Annotated in this window: 20 protein-coding genes; 8 read left to right on the top strand and 12 right to left on the bottom strand. The window is 69.3% G+C overall.

Going from position 1 to position 26,239, the window contains the following annotated elements; translation table 11 throughout:
• Positions 1-79: 79 nt before the first annotated feature.
• From CP978_RS28380 to tgmA, 6 genes are all read right to left on the bottom strand, one after another.
• Positions 80-2,236 carry a UvrD-helicase domain-containing protein gene (locus CP978_RS28380; RefSeq protein WP_043445430.1) on the bottom strand — a complete coding sequence of 719 codons (2,157 nt, stop codon included), beginning with the start codon at positions 2,234-2,236 and terminating at the stop codon, positions 80-82.
• A gap of 47 nt (positions 2,237-2,283) precedes the next feature.
• Positions 2,284-3,828: a serine/threonine-protein kinase gene (locus tag CP978_RS28385; protein ID WP_376697997.1), complete on the bottom strand. Its 1,545-nt coding sequence runs from the start codon at positions 3,826-3,828 to the stop codon at positions 2,284-2,286.
• 178 nt (positions 3,829-4,006) lie between these two features.
• Positions 4,007-4,474, bottom strand: coding sequence for an ATP-binding protein (locus CP978_RS28390; RefSeq protein ID WP_043445434.1), 468 nt, complete (start codon positions 4,472-4,474; stop codon positions 4,007-4,009).
• Positions 4,475-4,752: 278 nt separating this feature from the next.
• The gene (tgmC, locus tag CP978_RS28395; RefSeq protein WP_043445436.1) at positions 4,753-5,877 is read right to left on the bottom strand and encodes an ATP-grasp peptide maturase system methyltransferase; all 1,125 of its coding nucleotides are present in this window, start codon (positions 5,875-5,877) and stop codon (positions 4,753-4,755) included.
• The gene (tgmB, locus tag CP978_RS28400; RefSeq protein ID WP_174498689.1) at positions 5,874-6,824 is read right to left on the bottom strand and encodes an ATP-grasp ribosomal peptide maturase; all 951 of its coding nucleotides are present in this window, start codon (positions 6,822-6,824) and stop codon (positions 5,874-5,876) included. Before tgmB ends, tgmC begins: the two co-directional genes overlap by 4 nt.
• Positions 6,821-7,132 (bottom strand): putative ATP-grasp-modified RiPP, encoded by a 312-nt coding sequence (tgmA, locus tag CP978_RS28405; protein ID WP_043445440.1) that lies wholly within the window; start codon positions 7,130-7,132, stop codon positions 6,821-6,823. The genes tgmB and tgmA overlap by 4 nt, the downstream gene beginning before the upstream one ends.
• Before the next feature lie 396 nt (positions 7,133-7,528).
• Between tgmA and CP978_RS28410 the strand changes: the two genes are divergently transcribed.
• Complete coding sequence (locus CP978_RS28410) at positions 7,529-8,374, top strand: helix-turn-helix domain-containing protein (RefSeq protein WP_043445441.1); 846 nt, start codon at positions 7,529-7,531, stop codon at positions 8,372-8,374.
• Positions 8,371-8,577, top strand: a complete 207-nt coding sequence (locus tag CP978_RS28415; protein WP_043445443.1) for a DUF397 domain-containing protein — start codon at positions 8,371-8,373, stop codon at positions 8,575-8,577. The genes CP978_RS28410 and CP978_RS28415 overlap by 4 nt, the downstream gene beginning before the upstream one ends.
• A 56-nt stretch (positions 8,578-8,633) precedes the next feature.
• Here CP978_RS28415 and CP978_RS28420 read toward each other — a convergent pair whose 3' ends face one another.
• The 4 genes from CP978_RS28420 to CP978_RS28435 all read right to left on the bottom strand — a co-directional run bounded on the left by CP978_RS28420 (position 8,634) and on the right by CP978_RS28435 (position 17,337).
• Positions 8,634-11,819, bottom strand: coding sequence for a type I restriction endonuclease subunit R (locus CP978_RS28420; RefSeq protein ID WP_043445446.1), 3,186 nt, complete (start codon positions 11,817-11,819; stop codon positions 8,634-8,636).
• A complete protein-coding gene (locus CP978_RS28425; protein ID WP_144401500.1) occupies positions 11,816-13,057 on the bottom strand; it encodes a hypothetical protein in 1,242 nt (413 codons plus the stop codon). The genes CP978_RS28420 and CP978_RS28425 overlap by 4 nt, the downstream gene beginning before the upstream one ends.
• Complete coding sequence (locus tag CP978_RS28430; protein ID WP_043445450.1) at positions 13,054-15,045, bottom strand: type I restriction-modification system subunit M; 1,992 nt, start codon at positions 15,043-15,045, stop codon at positions 13,054-13,056. The genes CP978_RS28425 and CP978_RS28430 overlap by 4 nt, the downstream gene beginning before the upstream one ends.
• A 99-nt stretch (positions 15,046-15,144) precedes the next feature.
• The gene (locus CP978_RS28435) at positions 15,145-17,337 is read right to left on the bottom strand and encodes an N-6 DNA methylase (RefSeq protein WP_174498690.1); all 2,193 of its coding nucleotides are present in this window, start codon (positions 17,335-17,337) and stop codon (positions 15,145-15,147) included.
• Between the two features lie 380 nt (positions 17,338-17,717).
• On the opposite strand from CP978_RS28435, the gene CP978_RS28440 reads away from it, so the two are divergent.
• Entirely contained in the window at positions 17,718-18,287 is a 570-nt protein-coding gene (locus CP978_RS28440; RefSeq protein WP_227745491.1) for an Rv1352/Rv1906c domain-containing protein, read from the top strand.
• Positions 18,288-18,309: 22 nt separating this feature from the next.
• Here CP978_RS28440 and CP978_RS28445 read toward each other — a convergent pair whose 3' ends face one another.
• The gene (locus CP978_RS28445) at positions 18,310-19,224 is read right to left on the bottom strand and encodes a YceI family protein (RefSeq protein WP_043445452.1); all 915 of its coding nucleotides are present in this window, start codon (positions 19,222-19,224) and stop codon (positions 18,310-18,312) included.
• Between the two features lie 607 nt (positions 19,225-19,831).
• Here CP978_RS28445 and CP978_RS28450 point away from each other — a divergent pair.
• The 4 genes from CP978_RS28450 to CP978_RS28465 all read left to right on the top strand — a co-directional run bounded on the left by CP978_RS28450 (position 19,832) and on the right by CP978_RS28465 (position 24,516).
• Complete coding sequence (locus tag CP978_RS28450; RefSeq protein ID WP_144401501.1) at positions 19,832-20,377, top strand: SH3 domain-containing protein; 546 nt, start codon at positions 19,832-19,834, stop codon at positions 20,375-20,377.
• 252 nt (positions 20,378-20,629) lie between these two features.
• Positions 20,630-21,442, top strand: a complete 813-nt coding sequence (locus CP978_RS28455; protein WP_052454338.1) for a helix-turn-helix domain-containing protein — start codon at positions 20,630-20,632, stop codon at positions 21,440-21,442.
• Between the two features lie 143 nt (positions 21,443-21,585).
• Positions 21,586-22,329, top strand: a complete 744-nt coding sequence (locus CP978_RS28460; RefSeq protein WP_052454339.1) for a hypothetical protein — start codon at positions 21,586-21,588, stop codon at positions 22,327-22,329.
• A gap of 342 nt (positions 22,330-22,671) precedes the next feature.
• Positions 22,672-24,516 (top strand): phosphatidylglycerol lysyltransferase domain-containing protein, encoded by a 1,845-nt coding sequence (locus CP978_RS28465; RefSeq protein WP_079162350.1) that lies wholly within the window; start codon positions 22,672-22,674, stop codon positions 24,514-24,516.
• A gap of 159 nt (positions 24,517-24,675) precedes the next feature.
• On the opposite strand, the gene CP978_RS28470 is transcribed toward CP978_RS28465, so the two are convergent.
• Positions 24,676-25,443, bottom strand: a complete 768-nt coding sequence (locus CP978_RS28470; protein WP_043445455.1) for an MBL fold metallo-hydrolase — start codon at positions 25,441-25,443, stop codon at positions 24,676-24,678.
• A gap of 218 nt (positions 25,444-25,661) precedes the next feature.
• Here CP978_RS28470 and CP978_RS28475 point away from each other — a divergent pair, with 218 nt between their 5' ends.
• Positions 25,662-26,168, top strand: coding sequence for an RpiB/LacA/LacB family sugar-phosphate isomerase (locus tag CP978_RS28475; RefSeq protein WP_052454340.1), 507 nt, complete (start codon positions 25,662-25,664; stop codon positions 26,166-26,168).
• Positions 26,169-26,239: the final 71 nt, after the last annotated feature.

Consider the following 26,239-nt stretch of genomic DNA (forward strand, 5'->3'; position numbering starts at 1 on the left):
AAGACCCGCCACAGAGCCGTCGATGATGACAAAACAGAAAAGCCCCAGGATTGCTGCATGGTGACAGGCCGTCGACAGCTCAGACAGCGATGACGCCGGACTCGACGAGGAACGGGCTGGGCTCGCCGGACCAGGAGACGTACAGGCTGTCTCGCGCCCTCGTGCAGGCCACGAACAGCAGGCAGCGCTCGGACATCATGTCGGTTTCGTGCTGTTGGGAATCGATGTCTGGCGGTGTGACTGCCTTTGAGAACGGCAGCGCGCCGTCGTTGGCGCCGATCACGGCGACGCAGCGGAACTCCAGGCCCTTGAAGGAGTGCATGGTCCCGACCCGCACGGCCTCCGACCCGCCCGTGGTGTCGGCGGCTCGCAGCGATGCGGCGGGGACACCGGCGTCCTTGAGATGGGCGATCGCCTTCGCGCACGTCTTGTTGAACCTGGCGCTGACCCCTATCTCCGCGGCGCCGACACCCGCCTCCCGCCATGCCCGCACCTGGGCGACCAAGGTATCCAGCTCCGCTTCCTCGGTCTCCGCGGCATGCAGTGCGGGCCCGTCGCCGTGCAACGCGGAGCGGTACCCCAGCAGCGTCTCGTTCCGGTTCTCGTCCTCCAACTGGGCGATGGGACGGCCGATGAGCAGCGCCGTGGCCCAGCGCAGGATCTCCTGCGTGCTGCGGTAGTTCTTGCGCAGCTTCACGGACCGCCCGGTCACCTTGATACCGAGGGACTTCAGGGAGACCTTTGAGCCATAGATGCGCTGATGCGGGTCCCCCGCGATGAACAGGTCGTCCGGGCGGGCGGGGGCAGCCATGCGCAGCAGACGCCACTGCGCCGGATGCAGGTCCTGCGCCTCGTCCACCACGACGTGCCGGTACTGCGGCCCCTTTTCCTCCAGCAGCCGCGCCGCCTCCGCGCACGTCTGTAGCCAGGTACGCGCCCCGTCCTCGGCCAGTCCGGCGGTGAACCGCTCCGCCGTCTCCCAGACCAGAGGCCGCTCGCCCGCGGACAGCCGGCTTCCGCGGCCACGCCGGTCCGCCGACTCGTACTCGGCGAGGGACCTTATGCCCTGGGCCAGGATGACGTGCCGGTACTCCTGTGCCAGGAACTGCGCGCTGCCGGTGAAGCCCGTCGCCTTGGCGGCCTTGCCCCAGCGGCTCTCCTCCTCGTTGTTCATCAGTGGCCGCAACGCCAATGCGTCCGGCGCCTCGGCGACGACACGGCTTGCGAAGCCGTCCACCGTCGAGATGTCCACGCGATCGCGCAACTCCGGGTCCTCGACCAGGGACTCCAGGCCCGAACGGAGAGCATTGACGAGCGCGTTGGTGTACGTGGTGAGAAGGATGCGGTCACCGTCGCGCAGATGTCCGAGCAGATGCTTGACGCGGTGCAACGCCACGACGGTCTTCCCGGTGCCGGGCCCGCCGGTGACCTGGGCGGGTCCTGAATAGGACGCCCGGTAGGCCACCTTCCGCTGTGACGGATGCAGGAAGACCCGCCAAGCCGCGAACGGCTTCTCGAGGATGTCCCGCAGTTCCTCCGAGGCCGTGACCAGGGCGATACGTGCCCGGGTGTGCTGGATCGCCGTCTCGTAGTCCATGGCGTCCAGCGGCTGCGTCGTAGCCTGCAGGGCCGGTGCGACGATCTCCTGCCACACCTCCTCGACCGTGCAACCGTCCGCGAGGAAGTGCAGCACTTCGCGCTGGTCCTGAGGCAGCAGCGGCGCGAACACCTCCAGCTGCTCCTTGTCGACCAGCGTTCTCGCCTGCCGCAGCGTCTCGTCGTCGATGCCGAGCGCCTTCAGATCCCCGTCCGAGAACTTTGCGAACAGCCGTTCCTTCGGCGAGGTCTCCGCGATCTGCTCGTACGCCGGCGTGATCGCGTCCAGGGTCGCCGCGTCCCGGATCTCGACCGCCCGTGTCACCTGGTTGATGCTCGACTTCTGCTTCTTCGCCCAGGCGATGGCCTTGTCGTGCTGCATGACCCGCAGCAGGACGAAGGTGTCCCCGGAGGGCGGGGCGAGCACGACACCGCGCCAGAACTGGTCGATGCGGATGGTCCGGATCTGCTGGTCCTCCGCGTTCTTCAGGCTCTCCAGCTTCAGCCCCTGATCCTTGAAGAGCTGATCGAGGGTGAGCCGGTCGAACTTGTCCCAGGCGTCGAGGACGCCTTTCCTGACCGGGGGCTGAAGCTTGGGCAGTTCGGCGAAGAAGCCGATGTCGAAGGCAAGCTGCGGCATGGGGGGTCCTAGGGTCCGAGCGGGTTACGAGACGGATGAAAGTCAGGTCAGGAAGAGGAGCCCGGGGCGCCGCCGTCGAGGTCCAGACGGATCACGGCCAGTGTCTCGGCCACCTCGGCCGTGAGCTCGTCGTCCGGGCCGAACACCATGCACAGGTCCGCGTGCAGCGGTTCCATGACGGCGAAGGCATCTGCCGCCCGTCCCTGCGCGAGCAGCAGCATGCCGATGTCGCGGCGCAGCTCCACCGCGTTCTCGCTCACGTCGCCGTCCACGGAGCGGACGATGCCGAGTACACCGTTCAGCCCGGCCAGCGCCTCGGTCACCTGGCCCAGTTCGCCACGACAGCGGGCCGCTTGAGCCCGGCTGTCCAGCGCCTCCTCGCTGCTCGGGCCACTCACGCGTCCGTAGGCGTCGGCGAGCGCCTCGAACTCGGGCAGCGCGGCCCGGTAGTCACCCGCCAGCTGACGGCTGACCGCCCGGCGCACGCGCAGTCCGAGCACCGCCTTGCTCTCCGAACCGAGGGCGCGTGCGGCCGACTCGATCATCTCGCCCACCACCTCGGCGGCCTGGGCGTACCGTTCCTCATCCATCAGAGCGAGGTAGTGCGCGTGGACCTCGCGGATCTGCTCCCGCAGCGCCTCCCGCTCGGCCGCGGGAACGACCGGCGGCGCGTCGGACCCGGCGGCGGGTGCGACAGGCCGCCCGCTCGCGGTACCGGCACGTGAGCGGGGCGCGTAGGGACGGCGGAAGATCCCGGTCGGGTCGGGTGTCCCGGCGGGCCCCGACTCCTCCGGCGCGGACACCTCACCGGGCGCCGGCAGGAAGGGCCGCAACCGCTCGTACACCTCCTGCACGTCCGCCGGACGCGCCTCGGGCGCCTTGAGGAGCAGGTGCAGGACGAGATCCTCCAGCTCCGCCGGTACGTCGGCACGCAGCTCCCGCAGGGGCGTCGGGGTCGCGCTGACCTGCTGCATCATCAGCTGCCACTCGCTGTCCCCGTTGAACAGCGGTCGCCCGCAGAGCAGTTCGTGCAGCACACAGCCGAGTGCGTACAGGTCGGTGCGCGGCGTGACGCGTCCACCACGCACCTGTTCCGGCGCCATGTACTGGTGCGTCCCGATGGGAGTGCCCGTCGCGGTCAGCTTGGTGACGTCCGTCCGCAGGATGGCCGCGATGCCGAAGTCGAGCACCTTCACCGTGCCGTCCCGCGCGACCAGGATGTTGCTCGGCTTCAGGTCACGGTGCACCACGGGTACGTCGTGCGCGTACGACAGCACGGTCGCGACCTGAGCCGCGACAGCCACCGCCCAGCTGAGGGGGAGGGGGTGCTCCGGGTGCACGTAAGCGGTCAGTGGGATGCCGTCGACCAGTTCCATCACCAGGAACAGCTGCTCGTACGACTCGTCGAGCACCGCGTCGTACACCTGCGGGACGCCAGGGTGCTGAATGCGTGCGGTGATCCGCGCCTCGCGCCGGAACCGCTTCTCGAACTCCTCGGCCAGATGCGGGGACGTCACGGCCTCGGGCCGGATCAGCTTCACGGCGACCGGCCGGTCCAGTACGGCGTCGTAGCCGCGCCACACGTCCCCCATGCCACCGTGATTGAACTGCTCCAGCAGCTCGTAGCGCCCTGCGATCCGTCGTACGTCCGGCACCTGGTCCTGGCCCCCGCCCGCGTCGAGTGTCCGAAGTGGTCTTCGATGTGGTCGGGGATCAGTCTCGCCGGTACGGTTCCGCGCGTCCAGCCGGGCCCGCCGGGGACTGGCTCGTCTAAGCCGTCGGGGTCACACCAGGGGTGCTGAACTGCGCCCAGACGGTCTTGCCCGGCCCGCCTCCGGTGCGTGGGGAGCAGCCCCAGCGGTCGGCGAGCGCCTCGACGAGGAGCAGGCCGCGTCCGCCGTCTTCGAGGGGGTCGGCGATGGTGCCGTCGGCCGGTGGGACGCACGGGAGACGTTCACCGCGGGTGTCGCTGACCTCGATCCGTACGGTCGCAGTGGACGGGTCCGCGGTGAGGAGGAGGTGGAAGTCCCGGCCTGCCACATGTCCGTGCCGCACGGCGTTGGCACACAGTTCCGCCGCGACGAGCGTGATGACGTCGTGAGTGTCGCTGCCGTACGGGATTCCCCAGACGTCAAGGCGGTGCCCGCACAGCCGCCGGGCCAGGCGGGCGCCGCGCGGGGTGGAGCTGAAGCGCATCGCGAAAAGACGGGCGGTGAGGGGTGGTTGAGTTGCGGTCATGCACTCACGGTGGCGCCCTGTGGCACACCGTGACCAGTGGTGACGCGCCGACGCCGGACAACCGTCCGTGGCGGCGCGCGGTCGTGTACGCGGCGGTACGGGCGAGAGACGCGGGACAGAGACCAGCGCACCGGCCGCTTCGCAGTTCTTGCCGGACGCCGAGCCTGACCGGCTCCGAGGCGGTGAGAGTGCGACCTTCGGCCGAGGCCGTGGCCGGCACAGCGAGGCGCTCCGCCCCGAGGTGCTCGTGGGGGCGGAGCGCATGCGTGGGACACGGGTCAGCGGCCCGCCCAGGTGACCGCCGGCTGTCCGGACCTGATGGTGATCTCGAACTCCTCCAACGGCGGCGCCCCGGCGCCGCGCCACCGGGTGATCTGCGCCTCGACGGCGTCCCAGATGCGGGACGGCCCGCCCTGTCGGACCGCCCACCGACCGTCGTGCTCTCGGAGCACTGCCCAGGCGCCGGTGTCGACGTCGAGGAACAGGTGTTCCGTGCGGCCTTCGCGGGTGAGGCGGACGCACTGAGCGCGTGGCGCGGCGAGCTGGGCGACGAATCGGGTGTTCCAGTCGTCGATCACGTCGGCGCCGAGGACCGCATGTCGCTCGTCGCCCTCGTCGAGATCGGGGAGCAGCCCCAGGGGCGGCGGCAGTTGTGGCCTGGCAAGCATGAAGGAGATGTGTCCACCGAGGAAGCGTCCGGATGCCGTGCCGTCCTCGTGCACCGTGAGCCTGGCCAGTTCGGAGGAGTACAGCCAACCGCCGAGGGTCACGAGCATGCTCCCACCGGGACGGGTCTGCTCGATCAGTTCGCGTGGGACGGTGAGGAGCCCGCAGGTGGCGATCACCCGGTCGTAGTGGGCCCCGTTCTCGTACCCGGCAAGGCCGTCGCCGACGATCAGGTTCGGCGCGAACCCACACTGGCCCAGCGCGATGCGGGCGCGGGTGGAAACGTCCTCGTCGACCTCGACGGAGGTCACCGAATCGTCGCCGAGCCGGTGACACATCAGGGCCGTGGAGTAGCCGGTGCCCGTGCCGATCTCGAGCACACGGTGGCCTGCGTCGACCTGGAGGTCTTCGAGCATGCGCACCACCAGGCCGGGCATGGTGCTGGACGACGTGGGGGCGCGCATGATCTTCCCGTGGACGTCCCCGGGCACGATCGTTCCGGCGACCTGCGTCACCAGGGAGGCATCGTCGTAACACCCCTCCAGCCACCGCGGGTCGTCCGGCATGACCGGGGCCCAGGCGGTGGGCGTCGAGCCGTCGACCTGCTGGAAGAAGCCGCCGCGCAGGAACTCGTGGCGCGGAACCGCGGACACGGCCTCCCGCCAGGGCCCGGTTCGCAGATGTCCGCTGTCGGTCAGTCGCTCGACGAGCCGTGACCTCAGCTCCTGTTCGTTCACGCCGTCTTCCTCTCCAGGAGATCCGCCATCGCCGCCACCATCGGCAGCCCGGTCTCCGGTTCCAGCCACGCCCATTGCCCGGAGGGGTTGCACTCCAGGAACCACCATTGCCCCTGGCGGTCCACGGCGAAGTCGAAAGCGCCGAAGACGAGCCGGAAGTGGTCGAGATAGGCGCGCAGGGCCTCGCAGATACCCCGCGGTGGATGGACGACGCTGTACCGGAGTCGTGAGTAGTCGGTGCGCCAGTCCAACAGGTCCGACTCGATGCGGACGCAGAACACCTGATCGCCGATGACGGTGACGCGCACGTCACCGGTCTTGTCGATCCGCTGCTGGAAGAGGTGGGCGGTGCCGGCCACCGTGCCGTCGATTTCATCGGCGGTGACCTCTCGTACCTCGACGGTGCAGGAGACCCCGTCGATTCGGTACAGCGGCGTGGACAGTGGCTTGTAGATGACCGGACGGTGGGTCTTGACGAAGGTGCGCGCGGTGTCGGGGTCCGAGGTGATCGCTGTGGGAGGCAGACGGAATCCGCAAGCGGCTGCGACGGCAAGCCCGGACGGCTTGAACTCGGCGTCGCCGATGCGGTGCGGGTGATTGACGTACAGGCAGCCGGGCAGCGAGGCCATGACTCCGCCGAGGCCGTAACGTGCCTGCGTGACGGCGAAGCGTGCGGTCTGACCGTCGAGGTGGGGGAAGGCGAACCCGGAGGGCCTGCGGTAGTAGAGGGAACGGACGCGGGACAGGTCCGCTGTGCGCGTGGGCGTGCTCAGCGTGCCTCCGATTCCGTTCGACGTGACGGTGGCCGCGAACGACAGGGTGGCGGGGAAGTCCCCGGAGTCGAACCGCACGACCGGGACGCCCCGGCCGTGCAGTTCGTCGATCACCAGGTCGGTCGTGGGGTCGTCCAGGTTGGTGACGACCAGAACCGGACCCATGTCTGTCACTGGTCGGTGTCGTTCCCGGTGTCCTGGTCGCCGCCACCGGCACCGCCGGGGCCCGCGCCGTCGGAAGGGTTGCCGGTGTTGGTCGCGGGGTTGGTGCCTGTGCTGGTCCCGTGTCCGGGCATCTCCACGACCTGTCCGGCGGCGTCGAAGTAGCGGCCGGTCTGGGTGGCCGGGTCCAGCGCGACGTGGGCGTACGAGGGTGCGAAGGCCGGGTACGGCGCCATCCGGCGCAATCCCCATGGCGCGGGGGTGTTGACGCCGTTGGGCAGCGGCGTCCCGCTGGGAAGCCGATCGGAGTGGGCGAACATCGGTGCCTCCTTGTGGGCGGGAATGTCATGGGTTCTGCCGGGCGGCGGCCGTCTCCTGGGAGCCGGCCACCGGTGCCGCTGTCCGCTCCGTCGGCCTTTCCGGGGGCTTCGGAGCGGAGTCGGTGGGAGCCGCCGCCGGACGGTTCCGGGGCGTTTCGCCTGCCTGGTGATCAGTCGGCGACGAGGTCGGCCGCGAGGTTCGGTTGCCGGCCCGAGGGGTGGCCCCGGCGGAGGTGCATCGCGAAGTTGTGCACCGTGAGGGGTGATTGTGCCGAGGTCATGCACTTACGGTGGCGCCCTGTGGCCTAGCGTGACCAGTGGTGACGCGCCGACGCGGGGCTTTCGTCCGTGGCGTGTGCGGCCGTGTACGTGGTGGTACGGGGAGAGGCGCGAGAGATGACCGTGCGGGACGAAGAGGCTGGGCAGCGGAGGCCGGAGGACGAGCCGGGGGCGGGCGTGGTCACCGCGTTCGGACGGCAGTTGAAGCTGTTGCGGGTGCAGGCGGGGCTGGAGCGCCCGGAGTTCGGCAAGCGGATGGGGTACTCACCGGAGACGGTGGCCTCGATCGAGCAGGGGAGGCGGATTCCGCAGGCCCGGTTCATCGAGAAGGCGGATGAGGTGCTGGGGGCCGGGGGAGTGCTGACCGCCCTGAAGGAGGAGATGGGGAGGGCTCAGTATCCGGCCTTCTTCAGGGACATGGCTCGGCTGGAGGCGAAGGCTGCGGCCTTGAACCTGTACGCGGTGTACGCGGTGCCGGGCTTGTTGCAGACGGAAGACTACGCGCGTGCTGTTTTCCACATGCAGCGGCCGCTACTGGAAGACGAGGTGATCGAGCAACGGCTTGAGGCACGCATGGTGCGTCAGGAGATCTTGTGCCGACGCCCCGCTCCCTTGATGAGCTTCGTGATCGAGGAGGCGGTGCTACGCAGGCCGATCGGCGGCCAGAAAGTCATGCGCGAGACGCTGGAACAAATCCTCGTCACCAGTCAGTCTAGGAACGTGGAGGTGCAGGTCATGCCGATCGAACGTGAAGACAACGCCGCGTTGGGCGGCCCCTTCACACTGATCGACACGGACAAGGGGCAGCGCCTTGCGTACGCGGAAGTACAGGATCACAGCCGCATCTACACCGACGCTGCGTACGTACGCACGCTTGAAGCGCGCTATGGCATCCTCCGGTCACAAGCGCTGACACCGAGCGAGTCGGTGGCGTTCATCGAGCAACTGATGGGAGACACATGAGCGTGCAGCACAGCAAGGCGGCTGTGCCCGAGGCCGCTTGGATAAAGAGCAGCTACAGCACAGGCAACGGTGGTGAATGCGTCGAGGCCGCCCCGACCTCCGGAGCCATCCTCGTCAGGGACTCGAAGCGGCCCGCAGTGGCCAGGCTGGCGTTCGGCGCCGAAGCGTGGGCCGGCTTCGTGCGCATGGCCGCCCGGCGCTGAGCGACGGACACATGACCGTCGGGGCCCGGTGCGCACCGGCACCGGGCCCCAAGCGGTCAGAGGTCGTCCAGCCCCTCTTCCCGGCGGATCATCCGCCAGGCCGCACGGCGGGCGCTGCGGTCCAGGTTGGACTTGAAGTCGCGGTCCGTACCGAAGTACCGCTTGCCGAGCGTGTCGATCGTGGAGACATGGTCCATCATGTTCTCCTCGAACTTCTTGTCGAAGACGATGCCGAAGTTCTCCTCGTCGTTGACGAGGGCGGCGGCCCGGACCTTCGGGTCCTCCTTGGTGGCGTTGAAGGCCGGCAGAACGTCTTCCTCGGTGAAGTCCGTGCCGAACTTGCTGTTGAACTTGTCGATCAGCTCGGACAGCAGTGACTTCTCGGGGTCCTTCGCGCCGCCGACGCCGTCGCCGAAGCCCTTGAGCTCGGCAGGACCGTCGGGGCTGAGGGACACGTCGTGCTCACCGGTCTTCTCGACACGCAGGTGACTCAGGTCGACCTCCCCTATGTCGACTCCGCCGTCCGCGAGGCGGGGGAGGCGATTGAGCAGGTAACGCCCGTACAGGTACAGGCGCTCCAACTCGGCATCGCGGTACGGCACGATCTGTGCGAGGAAGCCGTACTTGCGGACGTAGTCGTTGAGATTGGCACGGAACTCCTCGGCCGTCTCGACGTCGTCCTCCTCCTCGCTCTCCAGGAGGGCGGTGAAGCGGACGACGGCGGGGGACAGGAGCCGGTACAGCTCGGCGTGCAGCTTCTCCCACTTGGACTGGGAGCCGGCCGCCTTCGCCTGCGCCTCGAAGTACGCGGCGACGAACTCGTCCATGTCCTGCTCCGAGATGATCGGGGCGGACATGACGCGGCTCTGGGCCGTGTAGAGGAGGTTGGGATCGGAGGGCAGGGTGTGCGCCTCCTCGAAGTACGGGCGGAAGGCGTCCTGGATGTCCTCGGCGTCGTTGACGAAGTCCAGGACGGCGAGGTCTGCCTGGGACTTGCGTTCGGCGGTGCGGTTGAGGCGGGAGAGGGTCTGCACGGCCGCGATGCCGGTCAGTGTCTTGTTGACGTACATCGTGGTGAGGAGCGGCTGGTCGAAGCCGGTCTGGTACTTCTCGGCGACGACCAGGATCCGGTACTCCTGCTGCCCCTTGCCACCGGCCTTCGCGGCCTTGTCGTCGGCACGGGTGTAGCCGAAGGCCTTCGGCAATGCGTTCTCCGAGATGCCACCGCCGTTCTCCTTGACCTCGGTGGTCTCCTCGCCGTCGATGGTGAGGGACCCGGAGAAGGCGACCAGGACACCGAGGTCCGGGTACTTGGTGTCGTACTCGCGGTCGGCGATGTAACTCCGGATGGCGCGGGCCATCTGCACGGCGGAGTGCCGGGAGGCCGTGACCACCATGGCCTTGGCGCGTCCGCCGAGCCGGCCGCGGGTGTGGGCGACGAAGTGCTCGACGATCACCTGGGCGTGCTGCGACACCGTGTGCTCGTGCATGAGGGCGAACCGGGCGAGCAGGCTGTTTGCCTTGGAGGGGTCGACCTCCTTCTCGTCGCGGTTGAGGTTCGCGAGCTTCCAGTAGGTGTTGTACGTGACGTAGTTGCGCAGCGGGTCGAGGATGAAGCCTTCCTCGATGGCCTGGCGCATGGAGTAGGTGTGGAAGGGGCGATAGACGGTGTTTCCGTTCTCGACGCCTTCCGTGCCGAAGAGTTCGAGCGTCTTGGACTTGGGCGTGGCGGTGAAGGCGAAGTAGGAGAGGTTGGCGGCGCGGGAGCGTTCCACCGCCTTCGCCTTCAGCTGGTCGTTCAGGGTGACGGTGGTCGCGCCCTCGTCGTCCGAGTCGGCGTCCAGGCCGAGGTCGCGCAGGGCGGACTTCACGGCGGTGGCGGCGTCGCCGGACTGCGAGGAGTGTGCCTCGTCGACGATGATCGCGAAGCGGGTGCCCTTGATCTCGGTGGGGTTGCGCTTGATGTAGTCGAGCAGCGCGGGGAACGAGTGCAGGGTGACGGTGACGATTTTGCCGGTGTCCCGGGAGAGGGCGCGGGCGAGCTGTTCGCTCTTGGCTCCGTGCTTCTCGTCGACCTTCACGACCAGGCCGTCGGTCTGGCTGAATCCGCCGACGGTTTCCCGGAGCTGGGAGTCCAGGTTGCGGCGGTCGGTGATGACGATGACCTTGTCGAAGACGGGCTCGCCCGGCTTGATACGGCCCTCGGCGAGGGCATCGGGCCTCAGGACGCTCGGATCCCTGCGGGCGTGCAGGTCGCTGAGGCGGTGGGCCAGCCAGCCGATGGTGTTCGACTTGCCCGAGCCGGCGGAGGCCATCACCAGGTAGTTCTGGCCGGCACCGTGCACTGACGCGTGCGCGGTGAGCTTCCGGACCACGTCCCACTGGTGGAAACGGGGGAAGATCGTCGACTTGGTGGTTCCACCGCCGGGCGTCTTGTGCTTCTGCTGGTGCACGAAACGCTGGAGGAGGTCGAGCCAGTTGTCCCGCTGCCAGACCTGTTCCCAGAGGTAGGAGGTCGCGTACGTGCCGTGGGCAGTGGGGGCCGGGTTCCCAGCCCCACCGGGCTGGCCGGGGCCGTTAGAGCCGGTGTTGAAGGGCAGGAATCGGGTGCTCTTGCCGCGCAGTTGCGTGCTGACGAAGACCAGGTCCGGGTCGACGGCGAAGTTCGCGATCACGCGCCGCGTGAAGATAAGCTCGGTCGGATCCCGGTCGGTACGGTACTGCTCCTTGGCCTGTTCGACGCCCTGCCCGGTGAGCGGGTTCTTCAACTCGGCCGTGGCGACCGGGATGCCGTTGAGGAACAGGGTCAGGTCGAGCTCGTGTCCCCAGTCCGCCTGCTTGGTGGCGTACCGGAGTTCCCGGACGACGGTGAGGCGGTTGGCCCGGTAGCCGTCGAGTACGGAGTCGGCGGAGATGAGGTTGGGCTTGAAGTAGGCGACGCGGATGCGGACACCGCGGTCCTTGACGCCGTTGCGGAGGACGTGGAGGAGCCCGTCCTCGGCGATGGCCCGGTCGAGGCGCTGGGCGAAACCGTGCTGGGCCTCGTTGGGGTTGCCGCCGTAGACGGTGAGCAGCTCGCTCCACTCATCGGGCTGGGTCGCGCCGATGAAGGTGTACAGCTCGTTGGTGTCCAGACCGAGATCAGCCTGATAGTCCTCGGGATTCGCCTCCCGCCAACCTCGCTCGCAGAGGGCGGCAACGATCGCGGACCCGAAGGACGACTCGTCGTGCACGGGGCTCATGCGGAGACTCCTTCGGTTACGTTGCGCCCGCTGGCGGCGGATACGTCGAACTGGCCGGTTACGGCGGCGGTGATGAGGGCCTGACGTCGCTCCGCGAGCAGTTTGGCCTGGCGGTCTACGAGGCTGCGCAGGCGGGCAGAGGCGGCAGTTCTGTGCGCGATGATCGACACGAATTTGTCCTGTTGATCCTTCGTGGCACTCGGAATAGGCCATGTCTTGATGTCCTCGCCGCGCAGCTTGACCATTGACTGCGACGTCCCGCGTGCCACGGACTCGATGAGGGAGCGGGTGCGGCGGCCAAGCGCCACTTGTGCAACGAAATCTGCGCTTACGCTGTCGGTGAGTCTCACTCGATAGATGAGGTCAGGCAAGAGCAACCTCTCGACCCCTTCTGTGACTACTGCGACATCACCCACGAGGTTGGGCGTGTTAGCCCTGGTCACGAGAAAGTCCCCATGGCCGACTGAATAGGAGCGGTTCGGGCGGAGGTGATCGGGGAGGCGCTTATTCTCGTCAGGGTCAAATTGCCCATGCCTGACGGAGCTTAGCTTCAGTATCCCCCACTCAGTGCTCGTCTGGCGCGGAACTGCCTCGCATTGAGGGCTGTCGCCCTGCTCGATTCGAGTGATGAACCTCCGTAGAGGAATGGTATCTGTGGACTCGAACAGGCGGTCCAGTAGGCCATCACGCAAAGCGTTATCACGTTCGATCAGGCGCGCAGCGAGCTCACTGCGAAGCTCTAGAACGCGGTCGATGCGGATGGTCTCGGCGTCGAGGAATTCGGCGATGCGTCGCTGCTCCTCCAGTAGGGGGAGATCGATCCGAACTTGAGCCAGGTCGTCCCAGTAAAGTCGCCACTGTGCTGGGCGGATTCCCTTGGAGCGAGACTTGAAATCCCCGATAATCGGTGCTGACCTCAATAGATGGTGGAGATAAGGTGGGTGCACCTGCCCGCCGATCTCACATACAAGGTAATCGGGGCTAACGATTCCTTCGTGGTCAGATACCCCAAGGGAACCTTGCCACGCCTTCATCTTGTTGACAACGAGGTCGCCTGCTTGAACCAGTTGGTAGCGTGAAAGGTCAGTTGGGGTTTTGTTGTAGTTATCGCTCCGTGAGTTCTTGGGGACTACACCGTGATCGCGGTAGACGGAAAGGACTTGGGAAGTTTCGAAGCCTGTTCTCTCCACAGGGGTAAGGACGTATCTGAGCGGAATTGTCGAAGGTTGAGTCTTCACGCTGTCACCTCCCCCAGAAGCACCTGAATTTCCGCCTCCAACGCCTTCAACTCCGCGTCGATCTCCGCCAACGGCCGCGGCGGCTCGTACACGTAGAAGTGCCGCGTGAACGGGAGCTCGTACCCGATCTTCGTCTTGCTGTGGTCGATCCACGCATCCGGCACGTGCGGGTGGACCTCCCGGGCCACGTACTCCTCGATGTCCTCGCCCAACGGCACGTTCTCGAAGTCCCGGAGCTCCGCGTCCGGCTCGGGCTGCCCCTTGACGAGCTGGACCTCACCTTCCGGGTCCCGTACCCCGATGACCTCACGCAGCGCCTTGTTGAACGGCGCCCCCGTCGGCCACGTCCCGCCTGCCTGGACCACCGCGTCCTTCAAGGCGAGCCAGGCCTCCTGCTTCGTGCTCCAGCTCGTGTCCATCAGGGACTTGAAGGCATCCGCCAGAGCCGAGGCTTGCGGAAGCTTCTGGATGACCTTGGACGCCTCCAGCGCCGCCAGCCTCTCCTCCGTCACCTCGAACCGCAGCTTCAGCGGCCGTTCCACCGTGATCCGCTGGTAGCCGAAGTCCTCGTTCCAGAAGACCTTCACCTTGCCGTGCAGCGGGTGCTCCGCATCCCCCGCCACGGCCAGGGCCTCGCCGTACAGCTTGACCACAGTGGCGATGTGGTCCTTGCTCAACTCCTTACGCTTGTCACCCAGCGACTTACGCATCTTCTGCCACTGGTCGCGGGCGTCGAGCAGCACGACCTTGCCCTTGTGGTCGGGGCTCTTCCGGTTCGTGAGGATCCAGAAGTACGTCGCGATGCCGGTGTTGTAGAAGAGCTGGTCCGGCAGGGCCACGACGGCCTCCAGCCAGTCGTTCTCCAGGATCCAGCGGCGGATCTCCGACTCACCCGACCCCGCCGCGCCCGTGAACAACGGCGAGCCGTTGAAGACGATCGCGAGACGCGAACCGCCCCCGCCGTTCACATCCACCGGCTTCATCTTGTCGATCATGTGCTGGAGGAACAGCAGCGAACCGTCGTTGATGCGCGGCAGACCCGCACCGAAGCGGCCGGCCTCACCGAGCGTCTTGTGCTCGGCCTCGACCTCGTCCTTGACCTTCTTCCACTCCACCCCGAACGGCGGGTTGGCCAGCATGTAGTCGAAGGTCTTGCGGGCGTGGCCGTCGTCGGAGAAGGAGTTGCCGAAGGCGATGTTCTCCGGGTCCTGGCCCTTGATCATCAGGTCGGACCGGCAGATCGCCCACGACTCGGGGTTGAGCTCCTGCCCGTACACCTCCACCGTGGCGTCCGGGTTCAGCTCCGTGATCAGGTCGTCCATCGCGGAGAGCATGCCGCCCGTGCCGCAGGCCGGGTCGAGTACGGTACGGACCGTGCCCGGCAGGTGCAGCGCGTCGCCGTCCGGGGCGACCAGCAGCCGCACCATGAGCTGGATGACCTCACGCGGCGTGAAGTGCTCACCGGCCGTCTCGTTCGACTGCTCGGAGAAGCGGCGGATCAGTTCCTCGAAGATGTAGCCCATGTTGTGGTTGGGCACGACCTCGGGACGCAGGTCCAGATCCGTGAACTTGCCGATGACCTTGTAGAGCAGGTCCGCGCCGTCGAGCCGCTTGATCTGCTGGGCGAACTCGAAGCGTTCCAGGACGCCCCGCGCGTTGTCGGAGAACGCCCCCACGTACACCATGAGGTTCTGCGCCGCGTTCTGCGGGTCGTCCGCGATCTTCTTCAAGGTCAGGTCGGACTTGTTGTAGAAGGAGTGGCCCGCGGCCCGGCGCAGGAAGCGGTCCGGGTCGATCCCGCTGTCCTTGTGCTGCTCCGCCAGCTCCGCGACCTTCTCGCGCGTCGGCTCCAGCACGCACTCAAGGCGCCGCAGCACCGTGAACGGCAGGATGACCTTGCCGTAGTCGGACTGCTTGTAGTCCCCCCGCAGGAGATCGGCGACGGACCACGCGTGGTTCGCCAACTCCGTGTGCTTACTGCTGTTCAACTGGATCCCCGAGTTCCTTCCGAAACGTGTCCCGCCCCCGCCGCGCCGTTCAGCGACGCGGAGCGTCCAATTGTGGTCGATGTGTGGAGGTGCGTCTGCCTAGCGAGGTGAATCGCCAGTTTGCGTTCGTGTGGTCGGTGTGGCCGTACCGACATCCCGCAACGGGAGCAACTGTCCTCCGGTCAGCCCGCCCGACAGCAGCCGCGCCGTCTCCTCAGCGAGGCGCGTCGCCCGCTGTGCCTCAGCCCGTAGCTCATGCACGCGCCGGAATGCCTCCCCGTACCGTCGCTGCTCCTCCAGTGGCAGCAAGGGAACGCGCAGCCGGCCCGGGCTGACATTCAGGACCGTACTGCCCGTGGAAGCGCCCGCGATGTTGTCCTCCGCGCCCAGGAACCCGGCGAGGAACCAGGGGTCCAGCCGCGTCGGATCCGGCCGGAAGAGGTGAATGTGGGGGCCGAGCAGTGCCCCTGCCTCCTCCTCGCCGGCGACCAGTGCCATCGGGCCGCCCCCGCTCGCGACCGCGCGTACGAGCACGTCCCCGACGGCGATCACGGGTGCCGTGTCACCGCGAAGCTCAGCCGGGTCGCCCGTGGGACCCGAACCCCGAACAATGTCGGCGCCAGTGAGGACCCGGACGGCCCCATGTTCTTCGCCGCCGCCCTCCCCGCGTCCGCGCCCGCTCTCCGGAACCGTCCGCAGCAGCGTCAGAGCAGCTCCCCGCGCGAGGTCCGACGCCGTTGCCGTCCGCCACTCGCGCGCCGAGGGGCCGGTCGCGCTCCAGTCGTCGTAGCCCGCGGCCTTTCCGAGGGACTTGGCGGCCCGTACGAGATCACGTCGCGTCGCGTCCACCTCCGCCGACAGCTCGGCGGGATCGACCTCGGCCCGGGAGGCCCGTACGAGCCGTGCCGGGGTCAGGTCCACCACGTCGTCCAGGAGGTCGACGACGCCGGCCGCGCGAGCGACACCGGGCTCGCCGTCGAAGGCGTCCGGGTCCGCCGTGAACGCTTGCCAGGCGCTCAGGACCCGCGCCGTGACGGCGGCCCAGTCCAGGGAGGTGGAGCGGCTGCCGCCCCGCGTCCGGGGCCCCGCCGTCCCACCACGGCCGGCATCAGCTCCCGTCGCCGCCTGCGCCGTGTCGACGAACAGCACCGACTTGCGCTCGGCGCCGCCCGGTTCGGGCCGCTGAAGAACCCAGATCTGCAGCCCGACGTGCAACGGCACCGACGCGCCGACCGGCAGCGCGATCACCGCGCGCAGCGCCCCGCTGCGCACCAGCTCCACCCGCACCCGGCGGCCCGAGGCGCGGCCGGCCGTGGCGGGCGGCAGGACCAGGGCCGCGTAGCCGCCCGGTGTCAGATGGGCGAGCGCGTGCTGCACCCAGGCCAGCTCCGACTCGGCGCGAGCCGGAACCCCGTACGCCCAGCGCGGGTCGTACGCCAACTCGTCGTGCCCCCAGTCCCGGACGCCGTACGGCGGGTTGCTCAGCACCGCGTCCGCGGTCAGGTCGGGGAAGGCGTCGGCGCGCAGACTGTCACCGGCGCGCACGGTGACCGCCGTCTCGGGGGCCGTGAGCATCAGGCTCACCGCGCTGCGTCGGGCCTGCACGGGCAGGGAGTCCTGGCCGTACAGCTCCTGCGCGCCGTGGCGGGCGGCGGCCGCGAGCAGGGTGCCGCTGCCGCACGCCGGGTCGAAGACACGCGCCGGGGTGCCGGGGATCAGGCGAGCGAGCAGATCCGCGAGAGGCGCGGGCGTCTGGTACGTGCCGCTCGCCGCGCTGTCCTCCAGTTCGCGTTCCGCGAGCACGCCCAGCGCGGCCTGGCCGCCCTCGTCACGTACACACGAGTACAGCGCCCGGAGCACCGTGGCGTCGATCGTCTTGAAGCGGACCGCGTCCGCGCCGGGTACGGCCTCCGCGACGTCCGCCGCGTCGCGCTCCGCGCGGGCGACGAGATCCGGGTCCGGCAACCGCACGGCGGAGGTCAGTTCCTCCGGTGAGCGGCCGGCTGCCGCCAGGACGAGAAGCAGCAGGTCCGAGGTGCCGCTGCCGCTGCTCCGGGCGTGCAGGCGGAGGGTCGTACGCAGCTCCTCCGAAGGGTTCGCCGCCGAGGCGTGACCACGCGAGGCGAGCCAGGTGCGCACGGTCTCCAGGTCGTACAACGGGCTGCTCTCCGTGCCGCCCGAGGGGGCCGGGAAGTCGCCGTACCGGCGGCGCCAGTTGCTCACTGTGGCGCGGGTGACCCCCGCGATGCGGGAAATCTCGGCGGCGGTCACCTGGGCGGATGACTGGGGCATGGCGGAGTCCTGGGCCTCTCGTAGCGGACATCAACAACCTACAACACTCGTCAAGTCCGGTGGCGTGGTTGACGACGCTTTCGTGTCTATGTTTGTCTGTGGCTGCTTCCACTAGGGGGCGGTCATCCGACAGGGCGCCTGTCGGGAACGTGCGTGCCGTCGTGTCGTGCTGTGCCATTCCGGTCCGGCGCGCCGAGTGTCGGCACCAGCCGGAGCGCTGTCCGCGCCCGTCTCAGAACACTCCGGGGAGCGGCACCGCCCGGCCGCTCCCCTCCATGCCGTCCGGGGGCCGCTCACTACTTGGCGGCCGTCTCGTCACGCCGCGCGGGCCACGCAGTGCGTATCGCCTTTCGCGGACCACAGAAAAGGAACAACAGACCATGACTTTCCCGCAGCCGTCCCCGCAGCCCGACCAGGGAGCACACGGTGCCTTCGGCCCTGGTGCCCCGACCGGCCCCGGACAGCCCGCCCGCCGCAGCAGGGGGTGGCTGAAGTACGGTGCGGTCGCCCTGGTTTCTCTGTTCGTCGGAGTCGGCATCGGTAACAGTGACGGCTCGGCGGACAGCGGCAAGGGCGCCCCCGACGCCAAGGCCGCACCCCAGCCGACGGTCACGGTCACCAGGACCGCCGAGGCCGGTGACCCCGAGCCCGCTCCCACCGTCACCAAGACGGTGACGGCGAAGCCGAAGAAGACGCAGGAATCCGGCCCGGCGGACAGCTTCTCGGGCGAGGGCGAGTACGTCGTCGGCGAGGACATCAAGGCCGGCACCTACAAGACGGCCGGTCCGGACGGCGGGTTCGGGTGCTATTGGGAGAGGGCCAAGAACGCCAGCGGGGAGTTCGACGCCATCATCGCCAACAACAACCTGCAGGGCCCCGGCCGTGTCACGCTCAATCAGGGCGAGTACTTCAAGACCAACCGGTGCCAGGAGTGGAAGAGGGTGGGCTGAGACACGGCGTTCGCTGACACGCCTACTCCGGCGGCGTAGGCGTGTCCGAGGTGTGGTACATCGCCTGGATGTCCAGTTCCAGTTGGATCGTCGGGCCGACGACCGCGATGCCGCGGGCCAGCATGGAGCGGTAGTTCAGGGTGAAGTCCTCACGGTGCAGCTCCGCCTTCGCCAGGGCCGCGCAGCGGAGTTCCTGTTCGTAGCCGCCGTTCACCGTGCCCAGGTAGGTCGTGTCCAGGCCGACGGAGCGGCTGGTGCCGTGCATGGTGAGGGTGCCCTGGAGGGTCCACTTGGAGCCGCCGCGGTAGATGAACCGGCTGCTGACGAAGTCGATGTACGGGTAGTGCTCGACGTCGAGGAAGTCGGCGGAGCGCAGATGGTTGTCACGGGTCTTGTTGCCCGTGGAGATGCTCGAGGCGTCGATGCGCACCGAGACCTGGGAGTCGCCCATGTTCGGGGCGACGCGGATGCCGCCGTCGAAGCGGGTGAAGCGGCCGTGGACGTGGGCCATGCCCACATGCTTGGCGATGAACCGGATCGCGGTGTGCGGCGGGTCGAACAACCAGGTGCCGGTCGGCGGGAGTTCCAGCTGGCGGGCAGGGTCCAGTGTGATGTGCGCCGGGGGAGGGGCCACGCCGGCGGCTATCTCGATGGTCTCGCGGGCGGGCGACAGCCCCTCGGCCGCGATCCGCAGGCCGTAGGAGCCCGGGGGCAGCGCCGCCATGAAGAAGCCGTACGGATCGGTGGTGCCGTGGGTCGCGACGCGATGGCTGTCCAGCGCGGTCACCGTGACCTCGGCACCGGCCATGGGCTGTCCTGTGGGGTCGACGACCTCGCAGCCGAAGGCGCCCGCGCCGGCCGGCAAGGGCAGTGAAAGGTCCGGCCCGGCAGCGGATGCGGTGCGGGGGCGCAGACGGCGGAGCAGGCCGAGGGGCATGGAGTTCACCTGTCTGTATACGTATGACTGTTGCGCCGTCGCGCAGTCGACACTGATCGCGGTTGCCAACAGTATCCGGAGCCAGGATGTCATCGCGAAGGGGACAGATCGTTAACGATCATAAAGAAGATTGCAAAGGGGGAGTGTTTTCCGTAGTCAACGGCGTACGGGGGTGAGTTGGGTGGCCCGGCCATCGCAAACCTGCCTACGCGAGGAGGGGGTCGCGGTGTCGCGGTCCTGGTGCTTTGCAGATTCCTGTGGCGAAGGTGACCCCCGGCCCGGGGTGTGTCGGCCGACGCCCTGCCCGGAGCGCCGGCCGGAGGTGGGGAGCAGCGGGCCCGGTGTGCCGGAACACGGCTGTTCGCCCCGGCCCGCCCGCGCGGGAGTGGGGGGACCCCCGGCAGCGGAGCCGGCCAAGGGCGTGCGGATTCGTGCCGGTCATACCGGGGGACGGCGCGCGGTGCGCAGTTGACGGTGCTCTTCCGTCCCGGGGGACGTCCCTCGCGTCCCGGGGGCCGATGGAACGGAATTCCGGTGCGTCGGCAAGGAAACGCTGGGCGACGTGAGATCACGTCTCGTGATCGGCACTGTCAGCACGGAGGTTTCCATGATTCGTCGGACACTGCAGGGCGGTCTGCTGGCCACGGTCGCGCTGTTCGCGCTGGTGCCCACGGCAGCCGTGGCCGCCGAGAGCGACCACGTCGTCCCGGCGCCGCTCGTCGCGACGGCCCCGCACCGCGCCCATGTCCTGTTCCCCGACTCCGCCCGGAACGCGCCGGTCAGCCATCGAGCGCGGCACGCGACGCGGTGGTGCCATCACCACGCCCGCCACCACCACTTCCGTCACCACTGCCATGTGCGCCGCGCCCATCACATCCGTCATGTCCATCACGCCACAAGAACGGCCTACCACCACCGCTCCCACGCCCTGGGACGTGTCGGCGCACGCCATGTCTCGCTGAACGTCCGCTCCGGCCCCGGCTTCGGCTACCGCGTCATCGGCCACCGCCACGGCCACGCCCGTCTGCTGGTGTCGTGCCAGAGGCACGGCTCGTACGTCCACGGGAACCGGCACTGGTACCGGCTCGCCCACGGCAGGGGGTATGTCTCCGCCCACTATGTCCGCGTAGGGAGCGCCGTGCCCTGGTGCTGACGGGGTCCGCCTCCCATCTCTCCTGAGGGAGCGGCCCGTCGACCTTCCCGAAGGAGTGTTCTGCCCGGTCACCCGTGGGTGTCCGGGCAGAACGTATGCGAGCCTCGGCCCGGGCAATTCGCCCATCTCCTCGGGGACTCGATGTGTGGCGACACCACACCCCTGGGCACACATCCCAACAACCAGGGCGAACCGCCCAAAGTGGAATAGGTGTTGAGGACAGTTCATGCAACAGCCCCAGGGACCGAGACCGTGACGGCGGGCGCGGAGGGGACGGCGTCGGCCGACGAGCAGGGGGACGGCACCTCGTCGGCGCGGATGGACGAGCCGTTCGTGGCGGAGCTGCGCGATCTGAAGAAGCGCACCGGTCTCAGTCTTGCGGCCCTGGCCGCGCGCACCCCCTACAGCAAGTCCGCCTGGCACCGCTATCTCAACGGCGCCCAGCGACCCCCTCGTTCGGCGGTGGAGGCGCTCGCCCGGCTCGCCGGTGACGACCCCGCCCCCATACTCGCCCAGTGGGAGGCGGCCGACCGTCCGGCAGCCGTGGGCGCGCCGCCCTGCAAGGACCGCCCCCTGGCGCGGCCCGCCGGGATCCGGGCGCTGCCGCTGCCGGTGCTCGCCCTGATCGTCACCGTCGCGGCCGTGGCCCTCGCCCTGGTCGCGGCCCATCGCTCCGCGGCGCCCGGCGGGGCGCGGCAGGCGCCGCCCGCGTCCCGGTGCCGGGGCGCCTCCTGTCAGGGACAGCAGCCCGATCTGTCCGCCTGCGACCGTGACGCACAGACCAAGAGCACGGTCCGGGCCGCCTCCTATGCGGTGCGGTTGGTGTACTCCCCGTCCTGCGGTGCGGCCTGGGCCGAGGTCCAGGCTCCGTCGTCGGCGGCCCGGGTCGTCTCCGTCCGCTCGGGGCAGGACGTGCTGTCCGCGGCGTACCCGGGGGGCGGTTCCGGCGGCACGGAGAGCCCCCTGATCGCCGTGACCTCCCCCGAAGGGGTGGAAGCCTGCGCGGAGGTGGACGGCAAACGGGCGTGTACCGGCCTGTACGCCCGGTCCGCCGATGAACGTTGAGCGGATGATCTGGCCGGAAGTGGGCCCCTGTCCCAGGGCACCTCCGCGCAGCCCCTCGGACGGACGTCCTACATGTTGTAGGGTTTGGCTCGTCCGTCCGCCGGTCGGTTACGGCCGGGGTGTTGTCGCCGTTCGGGGGATCTGTGCGGGAGTCCGAGGAGCCGTCACCGGAGCACGGCCCGATCTTCGAGCGGATGGTCGACCGGGCCCTGGGGCTTCCACGGGTGGCGGCCACGATCCGTACCGCCGGCGCGCGCCGGTCGCATGAGCGGCTGCGCGCGCGGGCGCTGGAGGCGCGCGACACCCTCCTCGGCGTCGCCACCGATGAATACGAGCGCTATGCCGCGCTCCGAGCCGCCGTCCTCGCGCCCGGCGGGCGCCCCGCACGTGGCGACGGCCGTACCGACCGGCTGCTGCTGGTGCTCGCGGTGCTGGTGCCCAGCCTCGGGGTGGTGGCCGCAGGGGTGTTTCTGCTGTGCGGCTTCGGCCTGCGTGCCTTCGCCGCGCGCCCGCATGCCGGAGACGGTCTGGTGATGTCCGGGGTGATCGCCGCCGCGGTGACGGCGGGGGCGGCCCTCGGTGACCTCGCCTGGCTCCTGGCCGCCCGGGCGCGGGGCCGCGACGGCGGTCACGGTGACGATCCGGCCGACCGGGATCCCGGGGTTCGCCGTGCCCGTGAGGACTGGGAGCGCGCGGTGATGGAGCGGGGGCTGGTGCCCTTCCTGCTGGAACGCGCGGATCTCGAACGCGCGGAGCTCGAGCATCTGGCTGCCGAACGCGTGGATCTCGGGCGCGTGGACGTCGGGGGTGTGGATGCCGGGCGTGTGGACGCCGGGTGTATGGATCTCGGACGCGGACAGGACCCCGTGGCGGACAGGGCGCCGTAGCCGCGACCCGCCTCCCCGTCGGGCAAGCCACCCTCGCCCGAGTCCCGAGTCCCGAGTCCCGAGTCCCGAGTCCCGAGTCCCGAGTCCCGAGTCCCGAGTCCCGAGCCTCGAGCCTCGAGCCCTGAGCCCTGAGCCCTGAGCCCTGAGCCCTGAGCCCCGAGCCCCAGGCGTCCCGGTTCGGTCCTTGCCTGACTCCTACCTTCCAGGGCCCCATGAAACCCCTACGAAATGTAGGGTCGATCGGAGTATGCAGGGAGAACAGTGGGTAGTGCGCCCCCCGTCCCCTGTGTCGCTTCCGTCCACGCCGGTCGTTCCGGCCTTTCGTCGAGATGAGTCATCGCGGTGCCCGCACGTCAGAAACCGGTGTTTCCCCAGCAGCGCGCCCAGTGCCCGCGGGACGCGGCGGAGCAGCGGCCGCCGCTTCTGTCGCGCCTGCGCCCGGGGGCGGCCGCCGCCACGGTCTGGTACCTCAGGCTGCTGGCCGTGCTGAACATCGTCGCGGTGCTCTCGCTGTCCTTCCGCGAAGAGGTCCACGAGCACAACGGCGGGGAGCTCTTCACCCCGTATCTGGCCACCGCCGGACTGGTCTCGGCGGTCCTTGCGCTGTTCCTGGCGGTGGTGATGCGGCGCCGGAAACGCGCCGCGTGGATCTTCAATCTGCTGCTGGCCGGCCCGCTGTTCGTGCTCTATGTGCTCGCCCTCACCCAGGCCCCCTACCGGAGACATGTCTTCGACTGGATCTCCGTCCTGCTCACCGGGCTGTTCGTGGCCGCGCTGCTGCTCGGCCGCAGGGAGTTCCGGGCCGTGGGCGACCGCTCCAATCCGAGGCTCGCACTGATCGTCGCCGGCTGCGGAGTCCTGGTCAGCGGCGGTATCGGCACCCTGCTGGTGAGCGCCACCAACCAACTGCCCGGCGCCTCCCTCCTGGACAGGATCGCCTACACCCTGCTGCGCGGCGTCAGCGTCGGCCCGCTCGCCGACCGTATCGACGCCGTGCACGCCCCGCGCTGGGTCGACATCACCATCAACATCCTGATCGCGCTCTCCGCGCTCTGTGTCCTCTACGCCTGCTTCCGCGCGCCCCGCGGCCGGGAACTCCTCGGCGAGGAGGACGAACGGCGGCTGCGCGCCCTGCTCGACCAGCACGGTGAGCGCGACTCCCTCGGCTATTTCGCGCTGCGCCGCGACAAGGCGGTCATCTGGTCCCCGAGCGGCAAGGCCGCGATCGCCTATCGGGTGATCGGCGGTGTCACCCTGGCCTCCGGCGATCCGATCGGCGACCCCGAGGCCTGGCCGGGCGCCATCGACGCCTGGCTGGAGGAGGCCCGTCGGCACGCCTGGACTCCCGCCGTGATGGGCGCCGGGGAGGAGGCCGGCACGATCTACGCCCGCCATGGCCTCGACGCCCTCGAACTGGGTGACGAGGCGATCGTGGAGGTCGCGGACTTCAGCCTCGAGGGCCGGGCGATGCGGGTCGTGCGACAGGCGCACAACCGGGTCCGTCGCGCCGGTCACACCGTAAGGATCCGCCGGCACGGGGACATCCCCGAGTCCGAGATGGCCACCCTGATCAAGAAGGCGGACGACTGGCGCGACGGCGGGGAGCGCGGCTTCTCCATGGCCCTGGGACGACTCGGCGACCCCGCCGACGACAGCTGCGTGATGCTGGAGTGCCTCGACCGCGAGGGCGAGCCGCGGGCGATGCTCAGCTTTGTCCCCTGGGGCGCGCACGGCCTCTCCCTCGATCTGATGCGGCGCGATCGCGACAGCGAGAACGGCCTGATGGAGTTCATGGTCATCGAGCTGCTGCTGCGGGCCCCCGAGGTCGGCATCGAGCGGGTGTCGCTGAACTTCGCCATGTTCCGCGCCGTCTTCGAACGCGGTTCCCGTCTGGGCGCCGGACCCGTGCTGCGGCTGTGGCGCTCGGTGCTGACCTTCTTCTCCCGGTGGTGGCAGATCGAGTCCCTCTATCGCGCCAACGCCAAGTACCGGCCGGTGTGGGAGCCCCGCTTCCTGCTGTTCGAGAAGACCAGCGACATCCCGCGCATCGGCATCGCCAGCGCCCGCGCCGAGGGCTTTCTGACCGTGCCCGCCCTGCCGCCCCTCCTCGGACGGCACCCCCGGATCGCGCGCGGGCGCACCGGCGGACCACAGGAGCCGGTGAACACCCACGGAGGGACGCGGTGAAGGCCCACCGCGGGACCCGGTGCACGCCCACGACGGGACCCGGGTGAAGAGGGGAACGGCGCCACCGGGGTGAACCGACGGTCGCCCCGGCCCTCGGGCCACGGCTGCGGCCGGCCCTCAGGCCACGGCCGCGGGGCAGACGGTACCTCGGAACACGTCCTACGAGGGACGGCCGTCCCGGGCGGCCAGTTCGCGGGCGTGCTCGACCGCGGCGCGGGCGGTGGTGCGGACGATCGGGCCATGGCCGGGGAGCAGGACATCGGCGTCGAGCTCTTCGAGGGCGCTCAGGGAGTCGAGGGCGCGGGACCGGTCGCGGTGGAACATCCGGGGCAGCAGCTGCGGCCCCTGCTGACGGGACGTCGGATGGCCGCTGACCAGTGCGTCTCCCGTGATCAGCGTGCCCGTGTCGGGCAGTTGGTAGGCGCAGTGCCCGTCGGTGTGACCGGGCGTCGGAACCGGAAGGGGACGCCCGGGGACATCGAGCCGGCCCTCCCGCGGGAACGGCTGCGGATCGACGACGGGGACATGCGTCTTTCCGCCCGCGCGCAGGGCGTGGACGGCCCAGGGCAGCACACCGGGACGCCAGCCGTTGGCCAGGACCTGACCCACCGAGACCTGGTGCAGAAACTCGCGCCGTGCGTGCGGCAGCTCCTCCCGGTGCATCAGCACCGGCGTCCCATGGGTGCGGCGCAGATACTCGGCCGCGCCCAAGTGGTCGTTGTGCGCATGGGTGATCAGCACGGCTTCCACGGCGGCAGGGGACACACCTACCGCGGCCAGGGAGGCGAGGAGCCGCTCCCGGTCCTTCGGATACCCCGCGTCGACGAGGGTGGCGCTGTCACCGTCCTTGACGATCACCCAGTTGGTGCTGGTCCCCGCCACCAGATACACATCGGGGCCGACTTCGACGATGCCGTCGTTGGACATGGATCACCGGAACTTCCTCAGGGCCCCGCAGGGCGGACCGACTTCAGCCATCGGATGCGGACACCTGTTCCGGCGCCGCCCCGTTCATCCTCTCGCAGCCCGGATCCGGTGGAACGCCAGGATCCGGCAACCGAAAAGTACCGTCCGGCCGAGCGCCCGCCCGAACCCCCTCCCGCCACCCGGCCGGGTGAACGGCCTGCGCGGGTAGGCTCCGGGACATGCGGATCTCTGTTTCCTCGGACATGGACGAACCCGTGGCCCGTCTCCTGGTCACGGAGCTGGGCGACCGCGGCCACGAGGTGCTGGCGCACGGTGCGCTGCGCCCCGGGGACGACCGTCGGTGGGCCATGTGCTCGGAGGCCGCGGCCCGCGAGGTCGCCGACGGGCGGTCGGACCAGGCGGTGGTGTGCTGCTGGACCGGTACGGGAGCGTCGATCGCCGCGAACAAGGTGCCGGGCGTACGGGCGGCGCTGTGCACGGACGCCTACACGGCGGACGGAGCACGCCGCTGGAACGACGCCAATGTGCTGGCGCTGAGCCTGCGGCTGACCTCGGAGCCGCTGCTCAAGGAGATCCTGGACGCCTGGTTCACGGCCGAGCCCGACGAGGAGCCCGAGGACCGGGAGAACCTGGACCGGATCGACCGGATCGACCGGATCGACCGGATCGACCGGATCGAGCGGATCGAGCGGGGCGGAACCGCATCCGGTCGCCGCGAGGAGTGAGCCGCGCCGGCCGGCCGCGTCATCCCGGGCCTGCTGCCGTGCCCCGGCGGGGCGTCGGCCCGCGCCGGACA

Source organism: Streptomyces nodosus, from assembly GCF_008704995.1.
Taxonomy (GTDB): domain Bacteria; phylum Actinomycetota; class Actinomycetes; order Streptomycetales; family Streptomycetaceae; genus Streptomyces; species Streptomyces nodosus.